Origin of the sequence: Paenarthrobacter sp. Y-19, assembly GCF_029223985.1 — a bacterium.
Lineage (GTDB): Bacteria > Actinomycetota > Actinomycetes > Actinomycetales > Micrococcaceae > Arthrobacter > Arthrobacter nicotinovorans.
In genome coordinates this window covers 3,869,268-3,889,090 of record NZ_CP119414.1, presented here as the reverse complement: position 1 = coordinate 3,889,090, position 19,823 = coordinate 3,869,268, and the positions used below count along the sequence as shown (strand labels likewise).

The following is a 19,823-nucleotide window of genomic DNA, read 5'->3' as shown; positions in this document are numbered from 1 at the left end:
AATGTAAGGAGAGGAATTGCTCATTCGACTCCGATGTATTTGTTATATCCAGCCAATAAAGCACTCCTGCCAATGGGTCGGACTTGGTACTACATATGCAACGCTAGCCGCTCGCGGCACAAGTAGCAAGTAACCTGACTATCTACTTGTCATGGCCGGGAAGCCGGAAGTGCTGCGAATGGTGCTTTGACCAGCCATGCGGGGCAGTCCCGGTGGGGTTCCCGGCGTGGTTGCGTTCTCCGGCTGTGGAAGGTGCGCAATCCGGCTCTTCGCCACCCGGTAAAGTCCTGCTTTTCCCGGTGCTCGCCGGCAATGCCCTTGCGTCACTCCCGGAATATCGAGGCGCCCCTCGATCCCTTTGTTCCAGTAAATGACAATTCGCAGGGACCAATCTTTGCTTTTCACCAAGGCGATGGAACCAGCTGAGTGCAGGCCATTACATGGCCCGGTCATTGGGGGCCGGACTATTGGCAGGTGACAGGGCGCGTGGAGCGGGACTAGGGTCGAATAAGAACACCTCTGAAGGAGTGAGTGCCGTGAAAGGTAAAGCATTGTTCGCCGTCGGCGTGGCTGTTGGCTACGTGTGGGGGTCAAAGTCCTGGCCGGAAGTGTACCGGCGGGTCCGCGGAGGCACCGAGAAAGTCCTGAAGAACCCAGAGGTCCAGGAGAACGTCCATCAGGCTGCAGAGCCAGTCCAGGAGACCGTTCCGGACATTCTGGAAAATCTGTATGAAGCCGGCAAGAAGCTAATGGAGAAGGCGGAAACCATGTTCCCTGGACACAACTCATCCACGTCCGGTGATCGGGCGGACTCCACTGGCGGCGAGGAGACCAAGGCGGCCACAGTTCCCGTGGCGGCTCCTGCTCCGGCCGTAGCCTCGGACGTCGTGTCCGATCCTGCCCTCGACGACACCACAGGTACGGACTGGACCGATGAGGGCGGCGCGGCGCCGGAAGGCCCGGCAACCAACACGCCACCCCGCCACTAGTAGCTGTAGTCCGTTAACCGCTGTGGTTGACGGCCGTCAGGATGGCCTGGCCCAGTTCACCGGGTTTGGTGAACTGGGGCCAGTGCCCCGTGGGCAGATCCACGTAGTCAACGTCCCGGATCCGGGCTAGTTCGGCCGTGAACGGATGCCCGGCGTCCATCCACTCCTTGAGCAGTGACGATGGAAACTCGCACGCGATGATCGTTGCGGGGACGTCGTAGCGGGCAGTGTTCGTGAGGTGTTGCTGGTCGAAGGCGACGCCCTTGGGTTCGGGAATCGCCCGGGCGCGGAAGACTGCTTTCAGCTCGTCGGTGAGGTCCACGAGATCCTCATCTTCAAATGCTTCCCACGGCGGGAGGGGTATCCCGTCGCCGTCGTCCGGTAATTCATCATTGATGACCCCGCCCTCACCCAGCGGCCCGCTGTCCACATAGATGGCCCGGGCTATGCGGTCCGGACGGGCGTCAGCCACGCCATGAATAATGGCGCCCCCGCCCGAGTGACCCACCAGGACCACTTTCCCGTCCAGCGAATCCACCTTGTCCACGACGGCATCGATGTGTGTTCGAAGGCCGATGCCCGCCCGGGGTGCGTCCGCCGATTCCAAGCCTGGCAAGGTGAGCGGATGGACCCGATGCCCTGCTTCCACCAGGGCCGGCGTCACCCCATCCCACGACGATGCGTCCAACCAAAAACCGGGTACGAGGATGATGTCCATGCGGGTACCCTACGGGAGGCCGCCGACACTTTGTAGTGCTCATCAGTTCTCACGCCAGGGCTTCGCTGCATCCTTCTCCCCGCCGTGTTCACCATCCCGCGGGACGCAGCCTCATGAAGGGGGTTGACGGGCATCACATTAACGCGTCATAGTTTTCGTATACGATTTCGTACTCGATAACTGGGGCGATCAGATACTTATCAGGAGGAGGCGCCGTGACACTGGAGTTCCGGACCGAGGAAGTCAGCCAGGACATGCTGGCCCGGACGCGCAAGGTCATTGCGGTCCACATCAATTACCCCAGCCGTGCCGCGCAGCGTGGACGTACCCCGCAGCAGCCGTCGTACTTCCTGAAGCCTTCCTCGTCCTTGGCGCTCGGTTCGGCTGAGGCCCCCGGCATTGTTGAACGTCCGGCAGGTTGTGAATTGCTGGGCTACGAGGGCGAGATCGCGCTTATCATCGGCAAGTCCGCCCGTCGTGTCGGCCTTGAGGATGCATGGAGCCACGTCGAGTGGGTGACCGCGTCCAACGACCTCGGCGTCTACGACCTCCGCTACGCGGACAAGGGCTCCAATGTCCGGTCCAAGGGCGGCGACGGATTTACCCCCGTTGGCCCGGCGCTGATCCCTGCCGACGCCGTTGATCCCGCTGCCCTAACCATCCGCACCTGGCACAACGGCGAGTTGGTCCAGGACGACACCACCGAGGACCTGCTCTTCCCGTTCGGGCAGCTCGTCGCGGACCTTTCCCAGCTGCTCACGCTCGAAGAGGGCGACATCATCCTCACCGGCACTCCCGCCGGCGCCTCCGTTGCCAAGCCCGGTGACGTCGTCGAAATTGAGGTCACCGGCGGTGGGTTCAGCAGCGGCCGCCTGACCACCAAAGTCACGGAAGGTACGACGCCGTTCGCGGACTTTGGTGCCCGGCCCAAGGCTGATGACATGCAGCGGGAAGAGGCGTACGGATCGCGCGAAGCCGCCGGACTTCAGGCTTCGGAACCGGCGGCTGCCGCGAGTGTGCTGACACCGGAACTGAAATCAAAACTCGAGTCTGTTGCCACCGCCACCCTGTCGTCCCAGCTGCGCAAGCGCGGACTCAACAACGTGAGCATCGACGGACTGCAGGCCACCCGACCCGACCGCAAAGTGGTGGGCCTGGCCCGGACCCTGCGCTACGTACCCAACCGCGAGGACCTCTTCAAGACCCACGGCGGCGGCTTCAACGCCCAGAAGCGCGCGATCGACTCCGTGAACGAAGGCGAAATCCTGGTGATGGAAGCCCGCGGCGAGAAAGGCACCGGCACAGTCGGTGACATCCTGGCGCTGCGTGCCCAGGTCCGCGGGGCCGCTGCAATCATTACCGACGGTGGCGTCCGCGACTACTCGGCAGTCGCTGACCTGGAGATGCCCACGTACTTCGCCAACCCGCACCCGGCAGTCCTGGGCCGCCGGCACATTCCCTGGGACACGGACATCACCATCGCCTGCGGGGGAGCCACCGTCCAGCCCGGGGACATCATCGTGGCCGACTCGGACGGCATTCTGGTGATCCCGCCAGCCATCGCCGAGGAACTCGTGGACGACTGCATCGCCCAGGAAAAGGAAGAGACGTTCATCTTCCAGATGGTCCAGGAAGGTAACAGCGTTGATGGGCTGTATCCGATGAACGCCGAATGGCAGGCCCGCTACCAGGAATGGTCAGCCCGCCGGCATGCCGCGGAAGGAGCCCACAGTGACTGAAACCGCCGTCGAAAGTGCTGCCCAAAGCAAGTCCCAGCAGGCCTATACCGCCGTCAAAGCGCGGATCGTCGAGGGGACCTACACGCCGGGTTACCGGCTGGTGCTCGCAAAGATCGCCGAAGACCTGGGCTTCAGCGTGGTCCCGGTCCGGGAGGCGATCCGCCGGCTGGAGGCCGAAGGACTGGTGAAGTTCGAACGGAACGTGGGAGCCACGGTCTCCGGGATCGATCCCACCGAATACCTCTACACGATGCAGACCCTGAGTATCGTGGAAGGTGCCGCCACGGCATTGTCGGCTCCGCTGATCGATTCGGTTGCGATTGCCCGGGCACGTGCTGTGAACGAAGAGATGAGTGAGTGCCTGGAACACTTCGATCCCGTCCGCTTCACGGCTTTGAACCAGGACTTCCACAGTGTCCTCTTTGAACACTGCCCGAACCCGCACATCCTCGACCTGGTCCACCGGGGCTGGAACCGGTTGGCCTCGTTGAGGTCCTCCACGTTCCGGTTCGTCCCCGGCCGCGCCCAGGAATCAGTCCGCGAACACGAAGCACTGCTGCAGCTCATCGAGTCCGGAGCAGACGCCGACACCATCGAAAAAGCAGCCCGCCAACACCGCGCCGCCACCCTCGACGCATACCTCTCCACCACCACCTAAAAGCAACCCGGGGTCACTTATGGCCCATAAACCCACCTCGAATGGGCCATAAGTGACCCCGCGTTGGAAGAAAAGGAAGACAACGATGACGACCTCGGTAGAAACCAACAAGCATTACATTCCCGAAAACCTGCCCACCCATATCCAGCACTTCATCAACGGCGAGTTCGTTGACTCCGTGTCCGGTAAGACTTTCGACGTCCTGGATCCGGTCTCCAACGGCAATTACGCCACCGCCGCTGCCGGCCAGAAGGAAGACATCGACCTCGCTGTGGCCGCCGCCCGCGAAGCCTTCAAGAACGGCCCGTGGCCGAAGATGAAGCCGCGCGAACGTGCCCGCGTCCTGAACAAGATCGCCGACGCCGTTGAAGCGCAGGAAGCACGACTCGCCGAGCTGGAGACGTTCGATACCGGCCTGCCGATCACCCAGGCAAAGGGCCAAGCGCTCCGGGCTGCCGAGAACTTCCGCTTCTTCGCGGACCTGATCGTGGCCCAGTTCGACGACGCCATGAAGGTTCCGGGCTCGCAGATCAACTACGTGAACCGCAAGCCGATCGGCGTCGCAGGCCTCATCACGCCGTGGAACACGCCCTTCATGCTGGAGTCCTGGAAGCTCGCCCCGGCTTTGGCAACGGGCAACACCGTGGTCCTCAAGCCTGCCGAGTTCACCCCGCTCTCTGCGTCGCTGTGGGCGCAGATTTTCAAGGACGCCGGCCTGCCTGACGGTGTGTTCAACCTGGTGAACGGCCTGGGCGAGGAAGCCGGCGATGCACTGGTGAAGCACCCGGACGTGCCGCTGATTTCCTTCACCGGCGAGACCACCACGGGCCAGACGATCTTCCGCAACGCTGCAGCCAACCTCAAAGGCCTGTCCATGGAGCTCGGCGGCAAGTCCCCGTGCGTCGTGTTCGCCGACGCCGATCTGGACGCTGCGATCGACTCGGCACTGTTCGGGGTGTTCTCCCTCAACGGCGAACGCTGCACCGCAGGCTCCCGCATCCTGGTTGAGCGCGCCATCTACGACGAATTCTGCGAAAAGTACGCAGCCCGGGCCAAGAACATCGTGGTGGGCGATCCCCACGACCCCAAGACCCAGGTCGGCGCACTCGTCCACCCGGAGCACTACGACAAGGTGGCATCGTACGTGGAGATCGGCAAGTCCGAAGGCCGGCTCCTGGCCGGTGGCGGCAGGCCCGACCACCTGCCTGAAGGCAACTACATCGCACCCACGGTGTTTGCCGACGTCGCGCCTGACGCGCGGATCTTCCAGGAGGAAATCTTCGGTCCCGTCGTGGCCATCACGCCCTTCGAGAACGACGACGAAGCCCTCGCCTTGGCGAACAACACCAAGTACGGCCTGGCGGCCTACATCTGGACCCAGAACCTGACCCGGGCCCACAACTTCTCCCAGAGCGTCGAAGCCGGGATGGTCTGGCTCAACAGCCACAACGTCCGCGACCTCCGCACCCCGTTCGGCGGCGTCAAAGCTTCCGGCCTGGGCCACGAAGGCGGCTACCGTTCCATCGACTTCTACACCGACCAGCAGGCCGTGCACATCACGCTCGGTTCGGTCCACACACCCAAATTCGGCGCCTAAATCGGAGTTTTTGTACAGATAACGCCCCTAAAACCCGTTCTAAAGGGCCGTACCTGTACAAAAAATCCATCCAAATGACCCCTTTCAACGAAGAGAGAATCCCATGAGCAACCCATTCACCGGCCCCATCCCCACTCCCACAGTCCCGGCTCCGGATATCGTCCGCTGCGCGTACCTGGAACTCGTAGTCACGGACCTGGAGAAGTCCCGCGCGTTCTACGTGGACCTGCTGGGCCTCCACGTCACCGAAGAGGACGAGAACACCATCTACCTGCGCTCCTTCGAGGAGTTCATCCACCACAACCTGGTCCTCCGCAAGGGCCCGGTCGCCGCAGCTGCTGCCTTCGCCTACCGTGTGAAGTCCCCGGCCGAGGTCGACGCCGCCGAGGCGTACTACCGTGAGCTGGGTTGCCGCGTTGAGCGCCGCACGGAGGGCTTCACAAAGGGCGTGGGCGACTCCGTCCGCGTGGAGGACCCGCTGGGCTTCCCGTACGAGTTTTTCTACGACGTCGAGCACGTCGAACGCCTCACCCAGCGCTACGACCTCTACTCCGCCGGGGAACTGGTCCGCCTGGACCACTTCAACCAGGTCACCCCGGACGTTCCCCGCGGCCGTAAGTACCTGGAGGACCTCGGCTTCCGCGTTTCCGAGGACATCAAGGATTCCGACGGCGTCACTTACGCCGCGTGGATGCACCGCAAGCAGACCGTGCACGATACCGCCCTGACCGGCGGCAACGGACCCCGCCTGCACCACATCGCGTTCTCCACGCACGAGAAGCACAACATCATCCAGATCTGCGACAAGATGGGTGCCCTGCGCATCTCCGACCGGATCGAACGCGGTCCCGGACGCCACGGTGTGTCCAACGCGTTCTACCTCTACATCCTTGACCCGGACGGCCACCGCGTGGAGATCTACACGCAGGACTACTACACCGGCGATCCCGACAACCCCACCGTCACCTGGGACGTCCACGACAACCAGCGCCGCGACTGGTGGGGCAACCCCGTGGTCCCGTCCTGGTACACCGAGGCCTCCCTGGTCCTGGACCTCGACGGCAACCCGCAGCCCATCATCGAGCGCGAAGACAAGTCCGAAATGGCCGTCACTGTCGGCGCCGACGGCTTCTCCTACACCCGTCCCGAGGGCGCTTCAGATACGGCGGAGGGCTTCAAGCTGGGAGCCCAGGTCTAGGCCATGTTGGACGCGAAGACGATCGAAGCCATTGCCGACGAGCTCCTCGAAGCCGGCCGGAACCGTAAACCGGTCCCGCGCCTGACCGCGCGCTACCCCGACATGACGGTGGAGGACTCCTACGCCGTGCAGCAGCTATGGATGCGGCGGAACGAGGAAGCCGGACGCACGTTGGTGGGGCGCAAGATCGGCCTCACGTCCAAAGCCATGCAAGCTGCCACCGGCATCACCGAGCCCGACTACGGCGCCATTTTCGATGACATGGTCCTGGAGACCGGCTGTTCCGTGGAGTGGGACAAGTACACCCATCCACGGGTGGAGGTGGAGCTGGCCTTCGTGCTGAAGTCCGGCCTCAAGGGGCCCGGCTGCACTATTTTCGACGTGCTCAACGCGACTGACTACGTGGTTCCGGCCCTCGAAATCCTGGACTCCAGGATCGAAATGGAGGGCCGGACCATCGTGGACACCATCTCCGACAACGCCGCGATGGGGGCCATGGTGGTGGGCGGACGACCGGTGCGGCCTGACGCCGTCGACCTCCGCTGGGTGTCCGCGATCCTGTACAAGAACCAGACCGTCGAGGAGACCGGAGTCGCGGCCGGCGTGCTCGACCACCCGGCGAATGGAGTGCACTGGCTGGCCAACAAGATCGCCGCGCACGGGGATTCGATGAAGGCCGGAGATATCATCCTGGCGGGCTCGTTTACCCGCCCCCTGTGGGTGTACAAAGGTGATACCGTGCACGCGGATTACGGACCGTTGGGAGTCGTGACATGTCACTTCAGCTGAACCCCACCTTCTATTCGGCCCTCTCCGAGGCTGGGCGTCCATTGGCCGGGATGTGGGTCTGCTCCGGTAGCCCGCTGGTGGCGGAAATCTGCGCCGGGTCCGGGTTGGACTGGGTGTTGATCGACGCGGAGCACAGTCCCAACGGCCTCGAATCGATCCTTGCCCAGCTCCACGCCGTCAGCGGCTACCCCGTGCAGGCCATGGTCCGGCCACCGGTCAATGACACCGTGGTCATCAAGCAGTACCTGGACCTCGGCGTGCAGAACCTGCTGATCCCCATGGTGAACTCTGCGTTTGAGGCAGCCTCTGCGGTTGCTGCTGTACGGTACCCGCCGCATGGTGTTCGCGGCGTCGGATCCGCACTGGCCCGGGCTTCACGGTGGAACCGCGTCCCGGACTATCTGGCTTCAGCCTCGGAGACCATCAGCCTCACCGTTCAGATCGAATCCGAAGCTGCGGCATCAGCTGTGGAGGAGATCCTGGCCGTCGACGGCGTGGACGGCATCTTCCTCGGCCCCTCGGACCTCGCAGCCTCCATGGGCCTGCTGGGACAGCAGGAAAATCCCTTGGTGAGGGCCGTCGTCGAGCATTGCCTGGAAGCCGCTAAAGCGGCCGGCAAGCCTGCCGGCGTGAACGCCTTCAACCCTGATACCGCCCGTGCCTATCTCGACGCCGGTGCCTCCTTTGTGCTGGTCGGTGCCGATGTGGCGGTGCTGGCCCGCGAGTCGGAGAGGTTTGCCAAGACGTTCATCCCCGTGCCCGAAGCGGCGGAGCGCGACAGTTACTGACAGCTACTGGACCAGAGGGGGTGGGCTAGGCTGGACGGCACGGGAGCCTGAGGGGGCAGATCCATGAAACGTCGTGTTGTCGCTGTAGTTGCCGTTGTTGCCGCGTTGGGGCTGGCCGGTTGTTCGTCGCCAACAGGTCCGGACGTCCTGGCCAGGGAAGCGACGGCAGAGGACCAGCTTCCGGAGCCCGTGAGCCTCACCGGAGTGGATCTTGAGGTCGAGCCGGGGTCGGCCCGTTTGTTGGCTACCCATGATGACGTGAAGTACTACGGGGCCAAGAGCAAGACAGGCGGATCCGCTTGCCTGTATGCGGTGCCGGTAGGACTCCCGGAGCGATGGAGGGCAGGCTGCGCGGCGGTTGCCACAGGTGAGGAGATCCTCACCCTCACTGTGTTTGACGGTTCGCAGGCGAAGCTCATCAACGATAACGTCGACGCCGGCCAAGCGAAGTACCAGGGCTGGAGCCAGATCCAAGAGAATGTGCTGATCCGCCCCGCTGACCGATCCTGAGCTACTTGCGCGCCATGTACCACTCGGTGAATTCACGGGCGCGGCCGTCGTCGGCGAAACGGATCACCCAAAGGTTGTCATAGGTAGGCTCACCGTTGAGGTATGTGGTCACGCCTTGGACGAAAGCGGTATCGCCGTCCTGCCCCAGGAGTGTCCACTCAAACTTCCAGTCCTCAGGCTTGTCGCCTGCGTCTGCCCACGCCTTGACGATCTCTTCGTGGCCATTCCACGGTTTCTCCGTGTTGGGCTTGTCGAAGTAGGTGGCGTCCTCGGTGAAGAGGGCCCGGATGTCGTCAGGCTCGTTCGAGGTCCATGCGCGTTCGTACCGGTCCATCCAGGAGTTCACGTCGTTGGTCATGTACCCGTTCTACCCTCCGCTGGGGTTGGGTTCAACGGGTGCCCAGCCGGGGACGGCAGGCGGGGAGGGCCAGCCGGGCGTATTAGGCCGGGCGTGCGATTCCCCGGGTTGCCCGGCGGATATGGTCCGGAGTGAGCCCCGTCAGTGACGCGAGTTCCAGATCATCACACACGTGGTTTCGGAGTGCCATCACAATCAGGGCTTCCCGCCGCTCCGTGATCTGTTCGCGGTGCCTCTCGGCCGCACGAAGCTCACGGCTTTTGGTCGTCAACGCAGCCAACTGGGCTTGCCGGGGAAGTCCGCTCGGATGGAGATCGTCATAAGCCAAAGCGATGGTTCGGACTGTGCGGAGATTCTCGCCAGTCGATGCGGAAATGGTTGCGAGCCCCAACCCGTCTTCCACAGCTTGCGCAATCAGCTCGTTCCTGGCGGCGGTGAGGTTACGGATAGCGCTGGAAGCATGGCTCAGGAGTTGCCGGTGCAGGGCCAGTGCATGCACGAGTTTGGCGCGTTCCACGTGAGTCGGAGCCTCGGTTCGTGGGGCACGGGCGCGGTATGAGTACCGGGCTGCGGTTGACCGGGTATGGGTTGGCATGGGCTACCTTTCGGTCACGAACGGGCGCTGCGCGGACACTTCCAACCCTTCGAATCTAGGCGGAGTCCAGCAAGCCGCGGAAATACCAATACCGCGTGAACCCATAAGCAAAGTGCATGGGTGTGGTGCCGCCTTCGGTCATAAGAGTCCCTTATAGATCCACGCACATTAGGTCTTATCCAGAGCCCCCTTTCAGTCCTTAGTCTCGAAAAAGGGATCCGCGAATCCGCGCGTCCCGGGTTCCACATTCCTGGAGGAGACATGTCCGAGTTCCTGCCGGCGTCGAGGGTCAGCCGCATCAAGGCCTCAGCCAGCGTCGCCGCTGCCGCCCGCGTCCGCGAACTGAAAGCCGAAGGCGTCCAAATCATCGACCTCACGGTCGGCGAGCCGGATTTCGACACCCCTGACCACATCAAGGCCGCCGCCATCAAGGCAATTAACGCCGGCGAGACGAAGTACACGTCGGTCACTGGCACCCCTGAGCTGCAGGCCGCCATCCTGAACAAGATCGAGCGGGACGCCGGACATCGCTATGACGCCAAGCAGCTCACCATCGGTGGCGGAGCGAAGCAGGTCCTGTACGTGGCACTGATGGCATCGCTCAACCAGGGCGACGAAGTGATCGTCCCAGCGCCATACTGGGTTTCCTACCCGGACATGGTCCTGGCCAATGACGGCACTCCGGTGATTGTCCCGTGCGGCGAGGATACGGGCTTCAAGCTCACACCGGCCGCACTGGAGGCGGCCATGACCCCCAAAACCAAGTGGCTCATCCTCAACGCTCCGTCCAACCCGACCGGGGCCGTCTACACGCGTGAGGAACTGCAGGAGCTCGGGGAGGTCCTCGGGAAGAATCCGCACGTCTTCATCCTCACCGACGAGATCTACGACGAAGTCCACTTCGGCGACGGCCGCGTGACCAGCCTGGTCACAGCCGTCCCGGCGCTCAAAGACCGCGTCCTGTTGGTCAACGGAGTTTCCAAGGCCTATGCCATGACCGGTTGGCGGCTCGGCTACGGAGTGGGTCCAGTACCCCTGATTGCGGCCATGAACAAACTGCAGTCGCAGACGTCGTCGTGCCCGTCGTCCATCAGCCAGGCCGCAGCGGTCGCGGCGCTGAACGGTGACCAGTCCTTCGTCCGTGACTCGGTGGAGGTCTACCGCAAACGCCGGGACGCCGCCGTCGAGGGCCTCAACGCCATCAACGGCCTGTCCGTTGCGCCGGCCGAAGGCGCCTTCTACGCGTACGTGAATTGCTCAGGCGTAATCGGCAAAACCGCGCCCGACGGCAAGGTCATCGAGAACGACCAGGACTTCACGCTCTACCTGTTGGACGCCGCACGCGTGGCCGTCATCCAGGGTTCGGCCTACGGCTTGGGCCCTTACTTCCGGATCTCCTTCGCCACCTCGCTGGAGACCATCAACGCCGGTGTGGACTCGATCCGCGATGCCGTCAACGCCCTCAACTAGAAAGATCCAGACAATGATCCACGTCAAGACCAAGTTCGAGCGCCCCGACGCCGATGTCGTCAGCCGCCTCGCCAAGTTTTCCTCTGCCACCATCCACGAAGCACAGGGCCGCCGCGGCGCGCTGAGCTCCAGGATCAAGCCGATCGACCGTTCCATGTCCTTCTGCGGCCCGGCCGTCACTGTCGCCTGCGCACCACAGGACAACCTCATGCTCCAGGTAGCCATCCACTATGCCCAGGCCGGCGATGTGGTCCTGGTCGGCGCGCAGGAAATGGCCGAGGCCGGCACGTTCGGCGATGTCCTGGGCAACGCGATGAAAGCCAAGGGAATCGCTGCCATGGTCACCGATTCCGGCGTGCGGGACACCCAAGACTTGATTGAACTCGGCCTTCCCGTGTTCTCCGGCAGCGTCAGTATCAAGGGCACCGTCAAGGAAACCCTCGGCCCGATCAACCACCCCATCGTCTTCGGCGACGAAATCATCTACCCGGGCGACATCCTCCGCGGCGACGCTGACGGCGTTGTGGTGGTCCGCCGCGAAGAGGCCGAGGAAGTCATTGCGCTGTCCCAAGCACGCGATGACCACGAGCGCGAACTCATCAAGCTCTACCATGACGGCGGCAACACCATTGAGCTCTGCGGACTGACGGAGAAGCTCAAGGAGAAGGGCCTCCTGGTAGAGGACTGATCTTCCGCGAAGGGGCCGGTCGCGCGTCTGTGGCGTTGCGGCCGGCCCTTTGGTGTGCCTGTTTACGGCACGAGCGGTTGCGGCAAGTCTGGTTTGTGGCACGAACGGCCGCGGGCATGAAAAAGGCGCCCTTGCCGGGGGCAGGGCGCCTTGGTGCGGTCGAGTTAAGCGGTCCGGTGCAGCGGCGGTGGAAGTACGACGGCGGGTGGCCGGGTCTGGCGGCTGCCCTGCGGCCGCCGCTCAGTCGAGACCGGAGTGGCCGGGGCGGGTATCCACCAGATGCCACTCGATGCTGTTTCCGGAGTGTGCGGGCATCAGGCTGCCTTCGAAGACAAACAATGGTTCACCGATGCCACCGATGGGACGCCAAAAACCATTCCGCGGGCAGTGGAATCCGGTTCGTGCGCTGATCGTTCCACGGGTTGGATTCGAAACCCATCCGGTCGTGCTGATCTTTTTCACCGTTTTTTCCTTTGAACGTGCCCGCGGTGTCCGTGAGCTGTTTTCGAATTCCTTGCTGATTCGATATTAGGAAATTAAAACGGTCTTGAATAAGACCAAAGCCGTCTGTCCGGATAAGGCTTTGTTATGGATGGGCCGGCAGTTGCACGGGGTCGGTTCCGTACTTCCTGATCAGTTGCTGGTGCAGCATTTCCTTGACCACCATGAGCACGGCTGAGGCTGCCTCGGACAGCGGCTCGTGGTCGGGAGTGCAGAGGGCGATCTTGCTCTGCAGCCCCGGTTCGACGATCCGCAACACCTTGAAGTCCTGGTCCGGGAAGAGGGCATCCGCGGCTGACTTGGGCAACACAGTGCCACCCAGGTTGGCCCGGATCAGGCGGGTCAGTGACGGTACCGACTCGACTTCGCCCACCAGTTTGAGGGGTAGGTCCTGTTCGGCGAGGCCCTTCTCGATGATCTGACGGAGGGTGTGGTTCTTCTCCGGTAGGAAGAGTCCCACCTTGCTGGCTTCCGCAAGCGTGACCGTATCCTCGCCGTGGTTCACGTCCAAGTCCGGATGGACCACCAAGTGCAGGTCTTCCACGATCATGGTGGTGAATTGCACGCCGCGGATCTTTCCGGGCTCGTAGATGAGTGCCATGTCCAGGCGGCCGTTCTTGATGGCTTCGCTCAATACCCCGCCAAAAATCTCCGTCAGGTGCACCACGATATCCGGATAGCGCCGGCTGACTTCGCTGATGATCTGCGGCGTCAGGCTGGAGGCCATGCTGTAGGGCGCAATCGCGATGGAAACCCGGCCGGAGGGTGCTGCGCCGGAGGTGGCGACGTCTTGCCGCGCCTGCTCCACCAGCCGGAGGATCGACTGCGCGTGCCGGTAGAGGGTGTGTCCCGCCGCGGTGGGCTCAACGCCTTGTTTGCTGCGGATCAGGAGGCGCTGCTTGAGGTCGTTTTCCAGTGCCGATACCTGTTGGCTCAGGGCGGGCTGTGCCACGTGGAGCGCCGCAGCAGCCTTGGTAATGCTGCCGGAGTCAACGATCTGCACGAAGTATGAGAGCTTGCGCGTATCCATTGGTCTGCCTTCCTCGAGGGCCACGTCCCCGGGTGGCTTGCGTAAGGGAAATTCTATCCGGGGCCGGTGGGACCCAAGCCACAGTACAGGGTGGTGCAGGTCATAACGGAGAGCTATTACGGGATAACTATTAGGTCTTTGTGCCGCGTGGTTGACGGGTGCGAGACTTTTGGAAAGAACATCCGGCAACGGAGGGGAATCCTGAAATCACCCGCCGTTTCCTTGGAATTCAATTCCACGGCAAAACCACGAAAAGAGAACCACGTGAACCCGATAATTGATCTTGTAGCGGATCTCGGAGAGGGATTTGGCGCCTACACCATTGGCGACGATTCCGAACTCCTTGAGATCGTCTCAAGCGCCAATATCGCATGCGGGTTCCATGCCGGCGATCCGGACATTATGGCCGCGACTGTTGGCGAATGCGTGCGACGTGGAGTTGGAATCGGGGCCCATCCGGGTTTCCCGGACCTGCGGGGTTTCGGTCGGCGGGACATGGGCCTTTCGGCCGGTGAAGTTCAGAACGACGTCGTGTACCAAGTGGGCGCGCTGAATGGCTTCGCCGCATTCCACGGCACCAAGGTCACGCACTTGGCACCCCACGGCCGGCTCGGCAACCTCGTTGCCGTCCGGGCCGATTACGCCCAAGCCGTGGCCGAGGCAGCGGCCCGCGTGGACAACGAACTCGTGGTGGTGGCCCAGGAAGGCGAACTGGCTGTGGCTGCACGCGCCGCCGGGCTGGACGTGGCAATTGTCGGCATCGTTGACCGCGCCTACCAGGAAGACGGGACGTTGGTTCCCCGGAGCCAACCCGGTGCTGTGCTGCATGATCCTGCCGACATCGTGGAGCGGACGCTCCGCATGGTGGTTGACGGCAAGATTCGCTGCGCCAACGGCGCTGACATGGACATCGACGTCGACACAGTCCTCCTCCACGGGGACAACCCCGGCGCTGTCGGACTGGCCCGCCTGATCCGTTCCGAGCTCATCTCCGCCGGTGTTCGCATCGCCCCGCTGGCCGAGGTCATGGATGCCAGGAAGAAGGCGGCCTGACATGACCGTCCTGACAGTGGCCCCCACCGAGATCTACGAGTCAGGTGACTCCGCACTGCGTGTCGTGGCCATCTCTCAAGCAAACGAAGACAACTGGCTCACAGTTCACCGCTTGGCCGACTGGCTGGAAAGCTGCGGCGCCGAAGGTCTCTACGGTGCCGTTCCCACCTACGACTCCGTCCTGGTGGAATTCGATCCCATCCTGGTTTCGGCCCGCCAAGTGCGCGCCTTCGTCAAGCTGGGGCTGCTGGAGCTCGGCCATGCAGCCGAGGGAGCGCAGGCGCCCCGTGAATTCGATGTCCCCGTGGTCTACGGTGGCGACTTCGGTCCGGACCTGGAACTCGTTGCGGAGCATCAAGGCATTTCAACCGGAGAAGTCATTCGGCTCCACACTGAAAAGACCTACACCGTACGATGCCTGGGCGCTCCCGCAGGTTCTCCCATGATGGACGGTCCCGCGTTCCCCAGGCCTGTACCCCGGTTGAAGGATCCCCGGCTCAGCGTCCCGGCAGGTGCGGTGTCCGTTGCCGGACGCCAGGCAGTCATCGCTCCGGCCGCTGCTCCGGGTGGCTGGTGCGTGATTGGCCAGACACCGCTTTCCGTGCTGAACATCCGCAAGGAACCGTTGGTCCCGTACAAGCCCGGCGACATTTTGCGGTTCCGGCAGATCCGCAGCGAAGACTTCAACGACTTCGTTGGCCGGGAATTGGAACCGCTGGAATTGGAACGCCTGGAATTGGAACGCCTGCCATGAGCGGCCGGATCCTGATCCAGCAGCCGGGAAACTCCGTGGTGACGGACCTCGGCAGGACCCGGGGCCCCCGCTTCGGACTTCCCGTGAACGGCGCCCTCGACCAGTATTCAGCGCGCGCCGCCAATATCCTGGCCGGAAATCCTGACAACGATCCCCTGGTGGAGATCACGGCCCTCGACTTTCGGATGACCGCGAACACAGATGTCCTGATCGCTGTGACCGGCGCGCCCCTTACCCTGACCGTCGGCGGACGAGCATGCAGCCAGTGGGAACCCGTTTCGGTGCGTGCGGGCGAATCCGTGTCCATCCGCGGGATCCACCGCGGACTCCGTGCCTACCTGGCCGTCCACGGCTCCATTGAGGCCGAGACATTGCTTGGCAGCGCCGCCCCGGACACCGTCGTGGGTTTCGGACGCCAGCTCAAGGAAGGAACCGCGCTCGTCACCCGTCGGAGCGTGACACCTGTACGTCAGCCGTACTTCGACCTTCCCCTTTTCCGGCTCGGCCTCGAAAGGCCGGGCATGGGTTCAGACTTGTTGGTCGACGTGACCGACGGGCCGGACGTCGCCGAGTTCGGCGAATCCGGTGAACTGCTCTTCACCTCCGAGTACGCCGTCAGCGGCCGCAGCAACCACATAGGCCTGCGGCTTGGCGGAGAACTTCCGGAAAGAACCTCAAGCGGTGAGGTCCTTTCCCGCGGCGTGCCAGTGGGCGCCGTCGAGGTTCCCTCAAGGGAAGAGCTGCTGGTACTGCACCGGGGACGCGGCGTCACCGCCGGATATCCCGTCCTTGCAGTGGTTACCAGCACCGGACTGGATGTCCTGGCCCAAGCGAGGCCAGGGGACAAAGTCCGTTTTCGGAAAACCACAGTGGCAGAAGCAACTGCCGCCCACAGGCGCTCGCGGGCCCAGCTTGAGACCCTCCGCGAATCCGTCCACACCGTCTTCGGACTCCTCGGCATTGGATGCCGTCCCCAGTGGCAGGACCTACCAGTTGCGGCATGCAGCTAAAACCCTGTCGTCAACCAGTAGGCGTTGCTACGCTCATCCCAGTAAGGAAAAGTCATGACCGCAAGCACCAATGCTGCTCCAGTGCAGCATGAGCGGCTCACGGGCCGCCAAACCCGCAAGGTTGTCACCGCAGGGTGCGTTGGCATCTTCGTGGAACTGTACGACAACGGCATTTTCGCCTTCATGGCAGGGACTCTGGCCCTGGTCTTCCTGGCGCCAGGCAACCCGGACAACGCCCTGCTCTTCGTTTTCGCCGGGTACGCGGTCTCCTTCTTTGTCCGTCCCCTCGGAGCAGTGGTCTGCGGCTACCTTGGCGACCGGATCGGCAGGCAGAAACTACTGGTCTTTGTCATCCTCCTGATCAGCGTCGCCACAGCCGGTATCGGCCTGCTTCCCCCTTACGCAGCAATCGGTGTTGCAGCTCCCATCCTGCTGGTTCTCCTGCGGCTCCTGCAGGGCTTCTCCGTTGGTGGCGAAGCTGCCGGCGCCATGACGTTCCTCGCTGAACACGCCCCTGAAGGCAAGCGCGGCGTCATCACTTCCTACGCGCAGATTGCCTCTTTCGCAGCGCTGCTCACCGGTACTTTGGTGGCCTACTCCATGTCGCCGTGGCTCACCCAGGCAGCGATCGACGGCGGCGGCTTCGGTGCGTTCGCCTGGCGCATCCCGTTCCTGGTCGCCATCCCCATGGGCATCATCGGTTGGTACATCCGCAAGGCCATCAGCGACACCCCGAACTTCGAGAAGCTCAAGGAAGAGGGCGGCCTCTCCAAGAACCCCCTCAAGGAAGCCTTCCAGTCCAAAGAACACCGCCGGGCCATGCTCCTGGCCCTCTTCATCCCGCTGATGAACGGCTCCGGCTACTACGTTCTCTTCTCCTACATGCCGACGTTCCTCAAGGGCAAGCAGCTGAACTTCACCATCGGTGAGGCACTCCTCGTCACCGCCTGCAGCCTGGTGGTCATCTGCATCGCCATCCCATTCATGGGCGCCTTGTCCGACCGCATTGGCCGCAAGAAGGTCATCGCTGGTTCCGCGATCGCCATGGCTGTCCTCGGCATTCCGTCCTACGCCCTCATCGCCACCGGCGAAATGGGCCTGGCCATCCTCGGCGCCTGCATCATGGCCATCGTCTTCGCCGGGCACACCGCAGTCATCCATATCCTGATCGTCGAACTGTTCCCCACCCGCGTCCGCTACTCGGCTTACGGTCTCGGCTACAACATCTCCTCGGCATTGTTCGGCGGCACCGCCCCGCTGCTCATGACCTGGCTGATCGGCAGCACCGGCAACATCTAGATGCCTGCTTTCTACGCAGTCATCACCGCCCTCGGCACGCTCATCGCGGTCAGCACGGTCAAGGACCGAGCCCACGAACCGCTCCGCGACGCCTAGCCACCACCTAGCGGCTGTGCGCCGGGCCTTACCGGTCCGGCGCACAGCGGCCCACCGATTCCCCACCTTCTGGAGGACACCATGTCTTTTTCCGACTACACCACCGCCCTCGTCACCGGAGCGTCAACCGGGATGGGTGCCGCCATCGCGGAGCGCCTCGCCAAGCGCGGCCTGACAGTCCACGCCGTCGCCCGCAACGAGGGACGCCTCGCCGAACTGGCCGACCGCACCGGAGCCATCCCGCACGTAGTCGACCTGACCGACACGGCCGCGCTGGCCGCCGTCGTCGGTGACCTCAAGGTGGATGTCCTGGTGAACTGCGCCGGTGTTTCCCGACCGGGCAACATCCTGGATTCCTCCGAGGAAGACATTGACGAGCTTGTGGACGTGAACCTTCGCGGCCTGCTGCAGCTCACCCGGCTGGTGCTGCCGGGCATGGTGGAGCGCGATCTTGGCCATGTCATCAACATCAGCTCGATCGCTGGTCTGTACAACTTCTACGGGCACACGGTCTATCACGCCACCAAGGCCGCCGTGCACCAGATTTCCCGCCAGCTCCGGAACGACACCGTGGGCAAGCGCATCCGCGTTACCGAAATCTGCCCCGGCCGCGTGGAGACCGAGATCTTCGGCCGCAACCTCGGTGGCACGCCCGAGGCCATGGAAGAAGCCTGGCAGACCTACTACGAGGGCTACGAGTCGCTGACCACGGACGACATCGTCAATGCGCTGGACTACGCCATCGAAACGCCCCGCCACGTCAACGTAGGCATGCTCGAACTCATGCCGACGTTCCAGGTGCCCGGCGGGCTGACGTTCGACCGGCGCTAAAGCGCCCCACAGGTTCCGGCGGCACTCACTCCCGTCGCCGGAAATACAAGCTGGCGGCCGTGTATTCGCGGCCGCCAGCACCCGTTTAACTGCAGTTTGAAGGCTGCACGACGGCGGGTGGTTCAGTCTTCGTCGAGCGTCTCGGTCAGGTGGTGGGTGGGGATCCGGTCGCGGTCGTACGTGATTTCCGTGTAACCGTGGGGCTGGGGACGCCCGTCAGCTCCGAGGTTGACGAACACGATCTCCTCGATGGTCAGGATGGCCTGCCGCGTGATCATGTTCCGGACCTCGGCCCGCATGGTCAAGGACGTGCGGCCGAAGTGCTTGGCCGTCAGCCCCATCTCGATGAGGTCGCCCTGGACTGCGGAGCTCACGAAGTTGATCTCCGAGATGTACTTGGTGACGGCCCTGCCGTTGCCGAGTTGAAGGATGGCGTAGATCGCGGCCTCTTCATCGATCCACTTCAGCAGGCTACCGCCGAAGAGCGTGCCGTTGGCGTTAAGGTCCTCGGGCCGAACCCATTTACGGGTCCGAAAGGTGATGTCTGCTTTTTCCATAATCCGAGATTATCGAACCGGCGCAACTCCATGCTGGATGTTGCGCCGGAGTCCGTCCCGCTTAGGCCATTGCTGTGTGTGAAGCACTGTGGGAGTCCAGGCGCTTGGAATAGCAATATGACTCGTTGACGCCCACATAGGGACCAAAATTGGGCACGGCCGCAAAGCCCGCGCTTTCGTAGAAGCTGCGGCCGTCCGACTGGGCTGAACCTGCCTCGGCTGCGATCACCGTGAATCCGTGTGAATGTGCCTGGGCTTCGAGTGCGGCAAGGATTGAGCTCGCCACTCCCGAGCCACGGGCATAGGGAACCACGTAGAGCCTCTTTACCTCTGCCGTGTTCTCGTCCAGCATCCTCAGGCCTCCACAGCCGAGCGGTTGGCCGGAACACTTTTCGTAAGCCACCACAAAGACTGCGGTATCGGCTTCCGACGGGGGAGGCCCGGGTTCGTGGTCAGTGCTTCCGAAACGTGAATCCAGTTCTGCCTGCTGCGCGGCTCGAAGGTCGGCACCTACGGGGTTGGCCCACGTGACCTGCCGGATGTTGAGCCGTGGGTTGGTCTGCATTTATGCCTCAATTCGCCGGGTTTCGGGGAG

General features: G+C 63.1%; 22 protein-coding genes. 15 read left to right on the top strand and 7 right to left on the bottom strand.

The features are described 5' to 3' along the window. Positions 1-536 precede the first annotated feature (536 nt). The gene (locus tag PYR64_RS18205) at positions 537-989 is read left to right on the top strand and encodes a hypothetical protein (RefSeq protein WP_275776839.1); all 453 of its coding nucleotides are present in this window, start codon (positions 537-539) and stop codon (positions 987-989) included. Between the two features lie 13 nt (positions 990-1,002). Here the strand turns inward: PYR64_RS18205 and PYR64_RS18200 are convergent, their stop codons facing one another. Further along, positions 1,003-1,707 carry an alpha/beta hydrolase gene (locus PYR64_RS18200; protein ID WP_079582404.1) on the bottom strand — a complete coding sequence of 235 codons (705 nt, stop codon included), beginning with the start codon at positions 1,705-1,707 and terminating at the stop codon, positions 1,003-1,005. Positions 1,708-1,922: 215 nt separating this feature from the next. Between PYR64_RS18200 and PYR64_RS18195 the strand changes: the two genes are divergently transcribed. The 7 genes from PYR64_RS18195 (at position 1,923) to PYR64_RS18165 (ending at position 8,986) form a co-directional block, all read left to right on the top strand. Continuing rightward, on the top strand, positions 1,923-3,446 hold the full coding sequence (locus PYR64_RS18195; protein WP_275776837.1) for a fumarylacetoacetate hydrolase family protein: 1,524 nt from the start codon (positions 1,923-1,925) through the stop codon (positions 3,444-3,446). Beyond that, the gene (locus tag PYR64_RS18190) at positions 3,439-4,104 is read left to right on the top strand and encodes a GntR family transcriptional regulator (protein WP_275776836.1); all 666 of its coding nucleotides are present in this window, start codon (positions 3,439-3,441) and stop codon (positions 4,102-4,104) included. The genes PYR64_RS18195 and PYR64_RS18190 overlap by 8 nt, the downstream gene beginning before the upstream one ends. Positions 4,105-4,189: 85 nt before the next feature. Beyond that, complete coding sequence (gene hpaE, locus PYR64_RS18185; protein ID WP_275776834.1) at positions 4,190-5,701, top strand: 5-carboxymethyl-2-hydroxymuconate semialdehyde dehydrogenase; 1,512 nt, start codon at positions 4,190-4,192, stop codon at positions 5,699-5,701. A 103-nt stretch (positions 5,702-5,804) separates the two neighbouring features. Then, positions 5,805-6,899, top strand: coding sequence for a 3,4-dihydroxyphenylacetate 2,3-dioxygenase (gene hpaD / locus PYR64_RS18180; protein ID WP_110506046.1), 1,095 nt, complete (start codon positions 5,805-5,807; stop codon positions 6,897-6,899). Positions 6,900-6,902: 3 nt separating this feature from the next. Then, the gene (gene hpaH / locus PYR64_RS18175; protein ID WP_018779811.1) at positions 6,903-7,688 is read left to right on the top strand and encodes a 2-oxo-hept-4-ene-1,7-dioate hydratase; all 786 of its coding nucleotides are present in this window, start codon (positions 6,903-6,905) and stop codon (positions 7,686-7,688) included. Then, positions 7,673-8,476 carry an HpcH/HpaI aldolase/citrate lyase family protein gene (locus tag PYR64_RS18170; protein WP_275776830.1) on the top strand — a complete coding sequence of 268 codons (804 nt, stop codon included), beginning with the start codon at positions 7,673-7,675 and terminating at the stop codon, positions 8,474-8,476. Before hpaH ends, PYR64_RS18170 begins: the two co-directional genes overlap by 16 nt. A gap of 63 nt (positions 8,477-8,539) precedes the next feature. Next, entirely contained in the window at positions 8,540-8,986 is a 447-nt protein-coding gene (locus PYR64_RS18165; protein WP_275776828.1) for a hypothetical protein, read from the top strand. 1 nt (position 8,987) lies between these two features. Here the strand turns inward: PYR64_RS18165 and PYR64_RS18160 are convergent, their stop codons facing one another. After that, on the bottom strand, positions 8,988-9,344 hold the full coding sequence (locus PYR64_RS18160; RefSeq protein WP_189076787.1) for a nuclear transport factor 2 family protein: 357 nt from the start codon (positions 9,342-9,344) through the stop codon (positions 8,988-8,990). Positions 9,345-9,426: 82 nt separating this feature from the next. Then, a complete protein-coding gene (locus PYR64_RS18155; protein ID WP_275776825.1) occupies positions 9,427-9,939 on the bottom strand; it encodes a hypothetical protein in 513 nt (170 codons plus the stop codon). A 261-nt stretch (positions 9,940-10,200) separates the two neighbouring features. Here PYR64_RS18155 and PYR64_RS18150 point away from each other — a divergent pair, with 261 nt between their 5' ends. Beyond that, positions 10,201-11,409, top strand: coding sequence for an aspartate transaminase (locus PYR64_RS18150; protein WP_275776824.1), 1,209 nt, complete (start codon positions 10,201-10,203; stop codon positions 11,407-11,409). A gap of 13 nt (positions 11,410-11,422) precedes the next feature. After that, positions 11,423-12,097 (top strand): 4-carboxy-4-hydroxy-2-oxoadipate aldolase/oxaloacetate decarboxylase, encoded by a 675-nt coding sequence (locus PYR64_RS18145; protein ID WP_018779817.1) that lies wholly within the window; start codon positions 11,423-11,425, stop codon positions 12,095-12,097. Positions 12,098-12,337: 240 nt separating this feature from the next. Here the strand turns inward: PYR64_RS18145 and PYR64_RS18140 are convergent, their stop codons facing one another. Both PYR64_RS18140 and PYR64_RS18135 read right to left on the bottom strand, forming a co-directional pair. Next, the gene (locus PYR64_RS18140) at positions 12,338-12,559 is read right to left on the bottom strand and encodes a hypothetical protein (protein WP_018779818.1); all 222 of its coding nucleotides are present in this window, start codon (positions 12,557-12,559) and stop codon (positions 12,338-12,340) included. A 124-nt stretch (positions 12,560-12,683) separates the two neighbouring features. Next, positions 12,684-13,628: a LysR substrate-binding domain-containing protein gene (locus PYR64_RS18135; RefSeq protein WP_039243331.1), complete on the bottom strand. Its 945-nt coding sequence runs from the start codon at positions 13,626-13,628 to the stop codon at positions 12,684-12,686. Positions 13,629-13,892: 264 nt separating this feature from the next. Between PYR64_RS18135 and PYR64_RS18130 the strand changes: the two genes are divergently transcribed. From PYR64_RS18130 to PYR64_RS18110, 5 genes are all read left to right on the top strand, one after another. After that, positions 13,893-14,681, top strand: coding sequence for a 5-oxoprolinase subunit PxpA (locus tag PYR64_RS18130; protein WP_039243330.1), 789 nt, complete (start codon positions 13,893-13,895; stop codon positions 14,679-14,681). A 1-nt stretch (position 14,682) separates the two neighbouring features. Beyond that, complete coding sequence (locus PYR64_RS18125; protein WP_275776820.1) at positions 14,683-15,435, top strand: carboxyltransferase domain-containing protein; 753 nt, start codon at positions 14,683-14,685, stop codon at positions 15,433-15,435. Continuing rightward, positions 15,432-16,445 (top strand): biotin-dependent carboxyltransferase family protein, encoded by a 1,014-nt coding sequence (locus tag PYR64_RS18120; RefSeq protein ID WP_018779822.1) that lies wholly within the window; start codon positions 15,432-15,434, stop codon positions 16,443-16,445. Before PYR64_RS18125 ends, PYR64_RS18120 begins: the two co-directional genes overlap by 4 nt. 54 nt (positions 16,446-16,499) lie before the next feature. Then, a complete protein-coding gene (locus tag PYR64_RS18115; protein ID WP_275776818.1) occupies positions 16,500-17,744 on the top strand; it encodes an MFS transporter in 1,245 nt (414 codons plus the stop codon). 177 nt (positions 17,745-17,921) lie between these two features. Next, on the top strand, positions 17,922-18,671 hold the full coding sequence (locus tag PYR64_RS18110) for an SDR family oxidoreductase (protein ID WP_275776816.1): 750 nt from the start codon (positions 17,922-17,924) through the stop codon (positions 18,669-18,671). A 122-nt stretch (positions 18,672-18,793) separates the two neighbouring features. Here PYR64_RS18110 and PYR64_RS18105 read toward each other — a convergent pair whose 3' ends face one another. Both PYR64_RS18105 and PYR64_RS18100 read right to left on the bottom strand, forming a co-directional pair. Continuing rightward, entirely contained in the window at positions 18,794-19,228 is a 435-nt protein-coding gene (locus PYR64_RS18105; RefSeq protein WP_018779825.1) for a hotdog domain-containing protein, read from the bottom strand. 61 nt (positions 19,229-19,289) lie between these two features. Beyond that, entirely contained in the window at positions 19,290-19,793 is a 504-nt protein-coding gene (locus PYR64_RS18100) for a GNAT family N-acetyltransferase (RefSeq protein WP_018779826.1), read from the bottom strand. Positions 19,794-19,823: the final 30 nt, after the last annotated feature.

Coding starts and splice junctions, on each gene's coding strand:
- PYR64_RS18200 (WP_079582404.1), bottom strand. CDS start 1,707: ATGGACATCATCCTCGTACCCGGTTTTTGGTTGGACGCATCGTCGTGG.
- hpaE (WP_275776834.1), top strand. CDS start 4,190: ATGACGACCTCGGTAGAAACCAACAAGCATTACATTCCCGAAAACCTG.
- hpaD (WP_110506046.1), top strand. CDS start 5,805: ATGAGCAACCCATTCACCGGCCCCATCCCCACTCCCACAGTCCCGGCT.
- hpaH (WP_018779811.1), top strand. CDS start 6,903: ATGTTGGACGCGAAGACGATCGAAGCCATTGCCGACGAGCTCCTCGAA.
- PYR64_RS18170 (WP_275776830.1), top strand. CDS start 7,673: ATGTCACTTCAGCTGAACCCCACCTTCTATTCGGCCCTCTCCGAGGCT.
- PYR64_RS18165 (WP_275776828.1), top strand. CDS start 8,540: ATGAAACGTCGTGTTGTCGCTGTAGTTGCCGTTGTTGCCGCGTTGGGG.
- PYR64_RS18160 (WP_189076787.1), bottom strand. CDS start 9,344: ATGACCAACGACGTGAACTCCTGGATGGACCGGTACGAACGCGCATGG.
- PYR64_RS18155 (WP_275776825.1), bottom strand. CDS start 9,939: ATGCCAACCCATACCCGGTCAACCGCAGCCCGGTACTCATACCGCGCC.
- PYR64_RS18150 (WP_275776824.1), top strand. CDS start 10,201: ATGTCCGAGTTCCTGCCGGCGTCGAGGGTCAGCCGCATCAAGGCCTCA.
- PYR64_RS18145 (WP_018779817.1), top strand. CDS start 11,423: ATGATCCACGTCAAGACCAAGTTCGAGCGCCCCGACGCCGATGTCGTC.
- PYR64_RS18135 (WP_039243331.1), bottom strand. CDS start 13,628: ATGGATACGCGCAAGCTCTCATACTTCGTGCAGATCGTTGACTCCGGC.
- PYR64_RS18125 (WP_275776820.1), top strand. CDS start 14,683: ATGACCGTCCTGACAGTGGCCCCCACCGAGATCTACGAGTCAGGTGAC.
- PYR64_RS18120 (WP_018779822.1), top strand. CDS start 15,432: ATGAGCGGCCGGATCCTGATCCAGCAGCCGGGAAACTCCGTGGTGACG.
- PYR64_RS18115 (WP_275776818.1), top strand. CDS start 16,500: ATGACCGCAAGCACCAATGCTGCTCCAGTGCAGCATGAGCGGCTCACG.
- PYR64_RS18110 (WP_275776816.1), top strand. CDS start 17,922: ATGTCTTTTTCCGACTACACCACCGCCCTCGTCACCGGAGCGTCAACC.
- PYR64_RS18105 (WP_018779825.1), bottom strand. CDS start 19,228: ATGGAAAAAGCAGACATCACCTTTCGGACCCGTAAATGGGTTCGGCCC.
- PYR64_RS18100 (WP_018779826.1), bottom strand. CDS start 19,793: ATGCAGACCAACCCACGGCTCAACATCCGGCAGGTCACGTGGGCCAAC.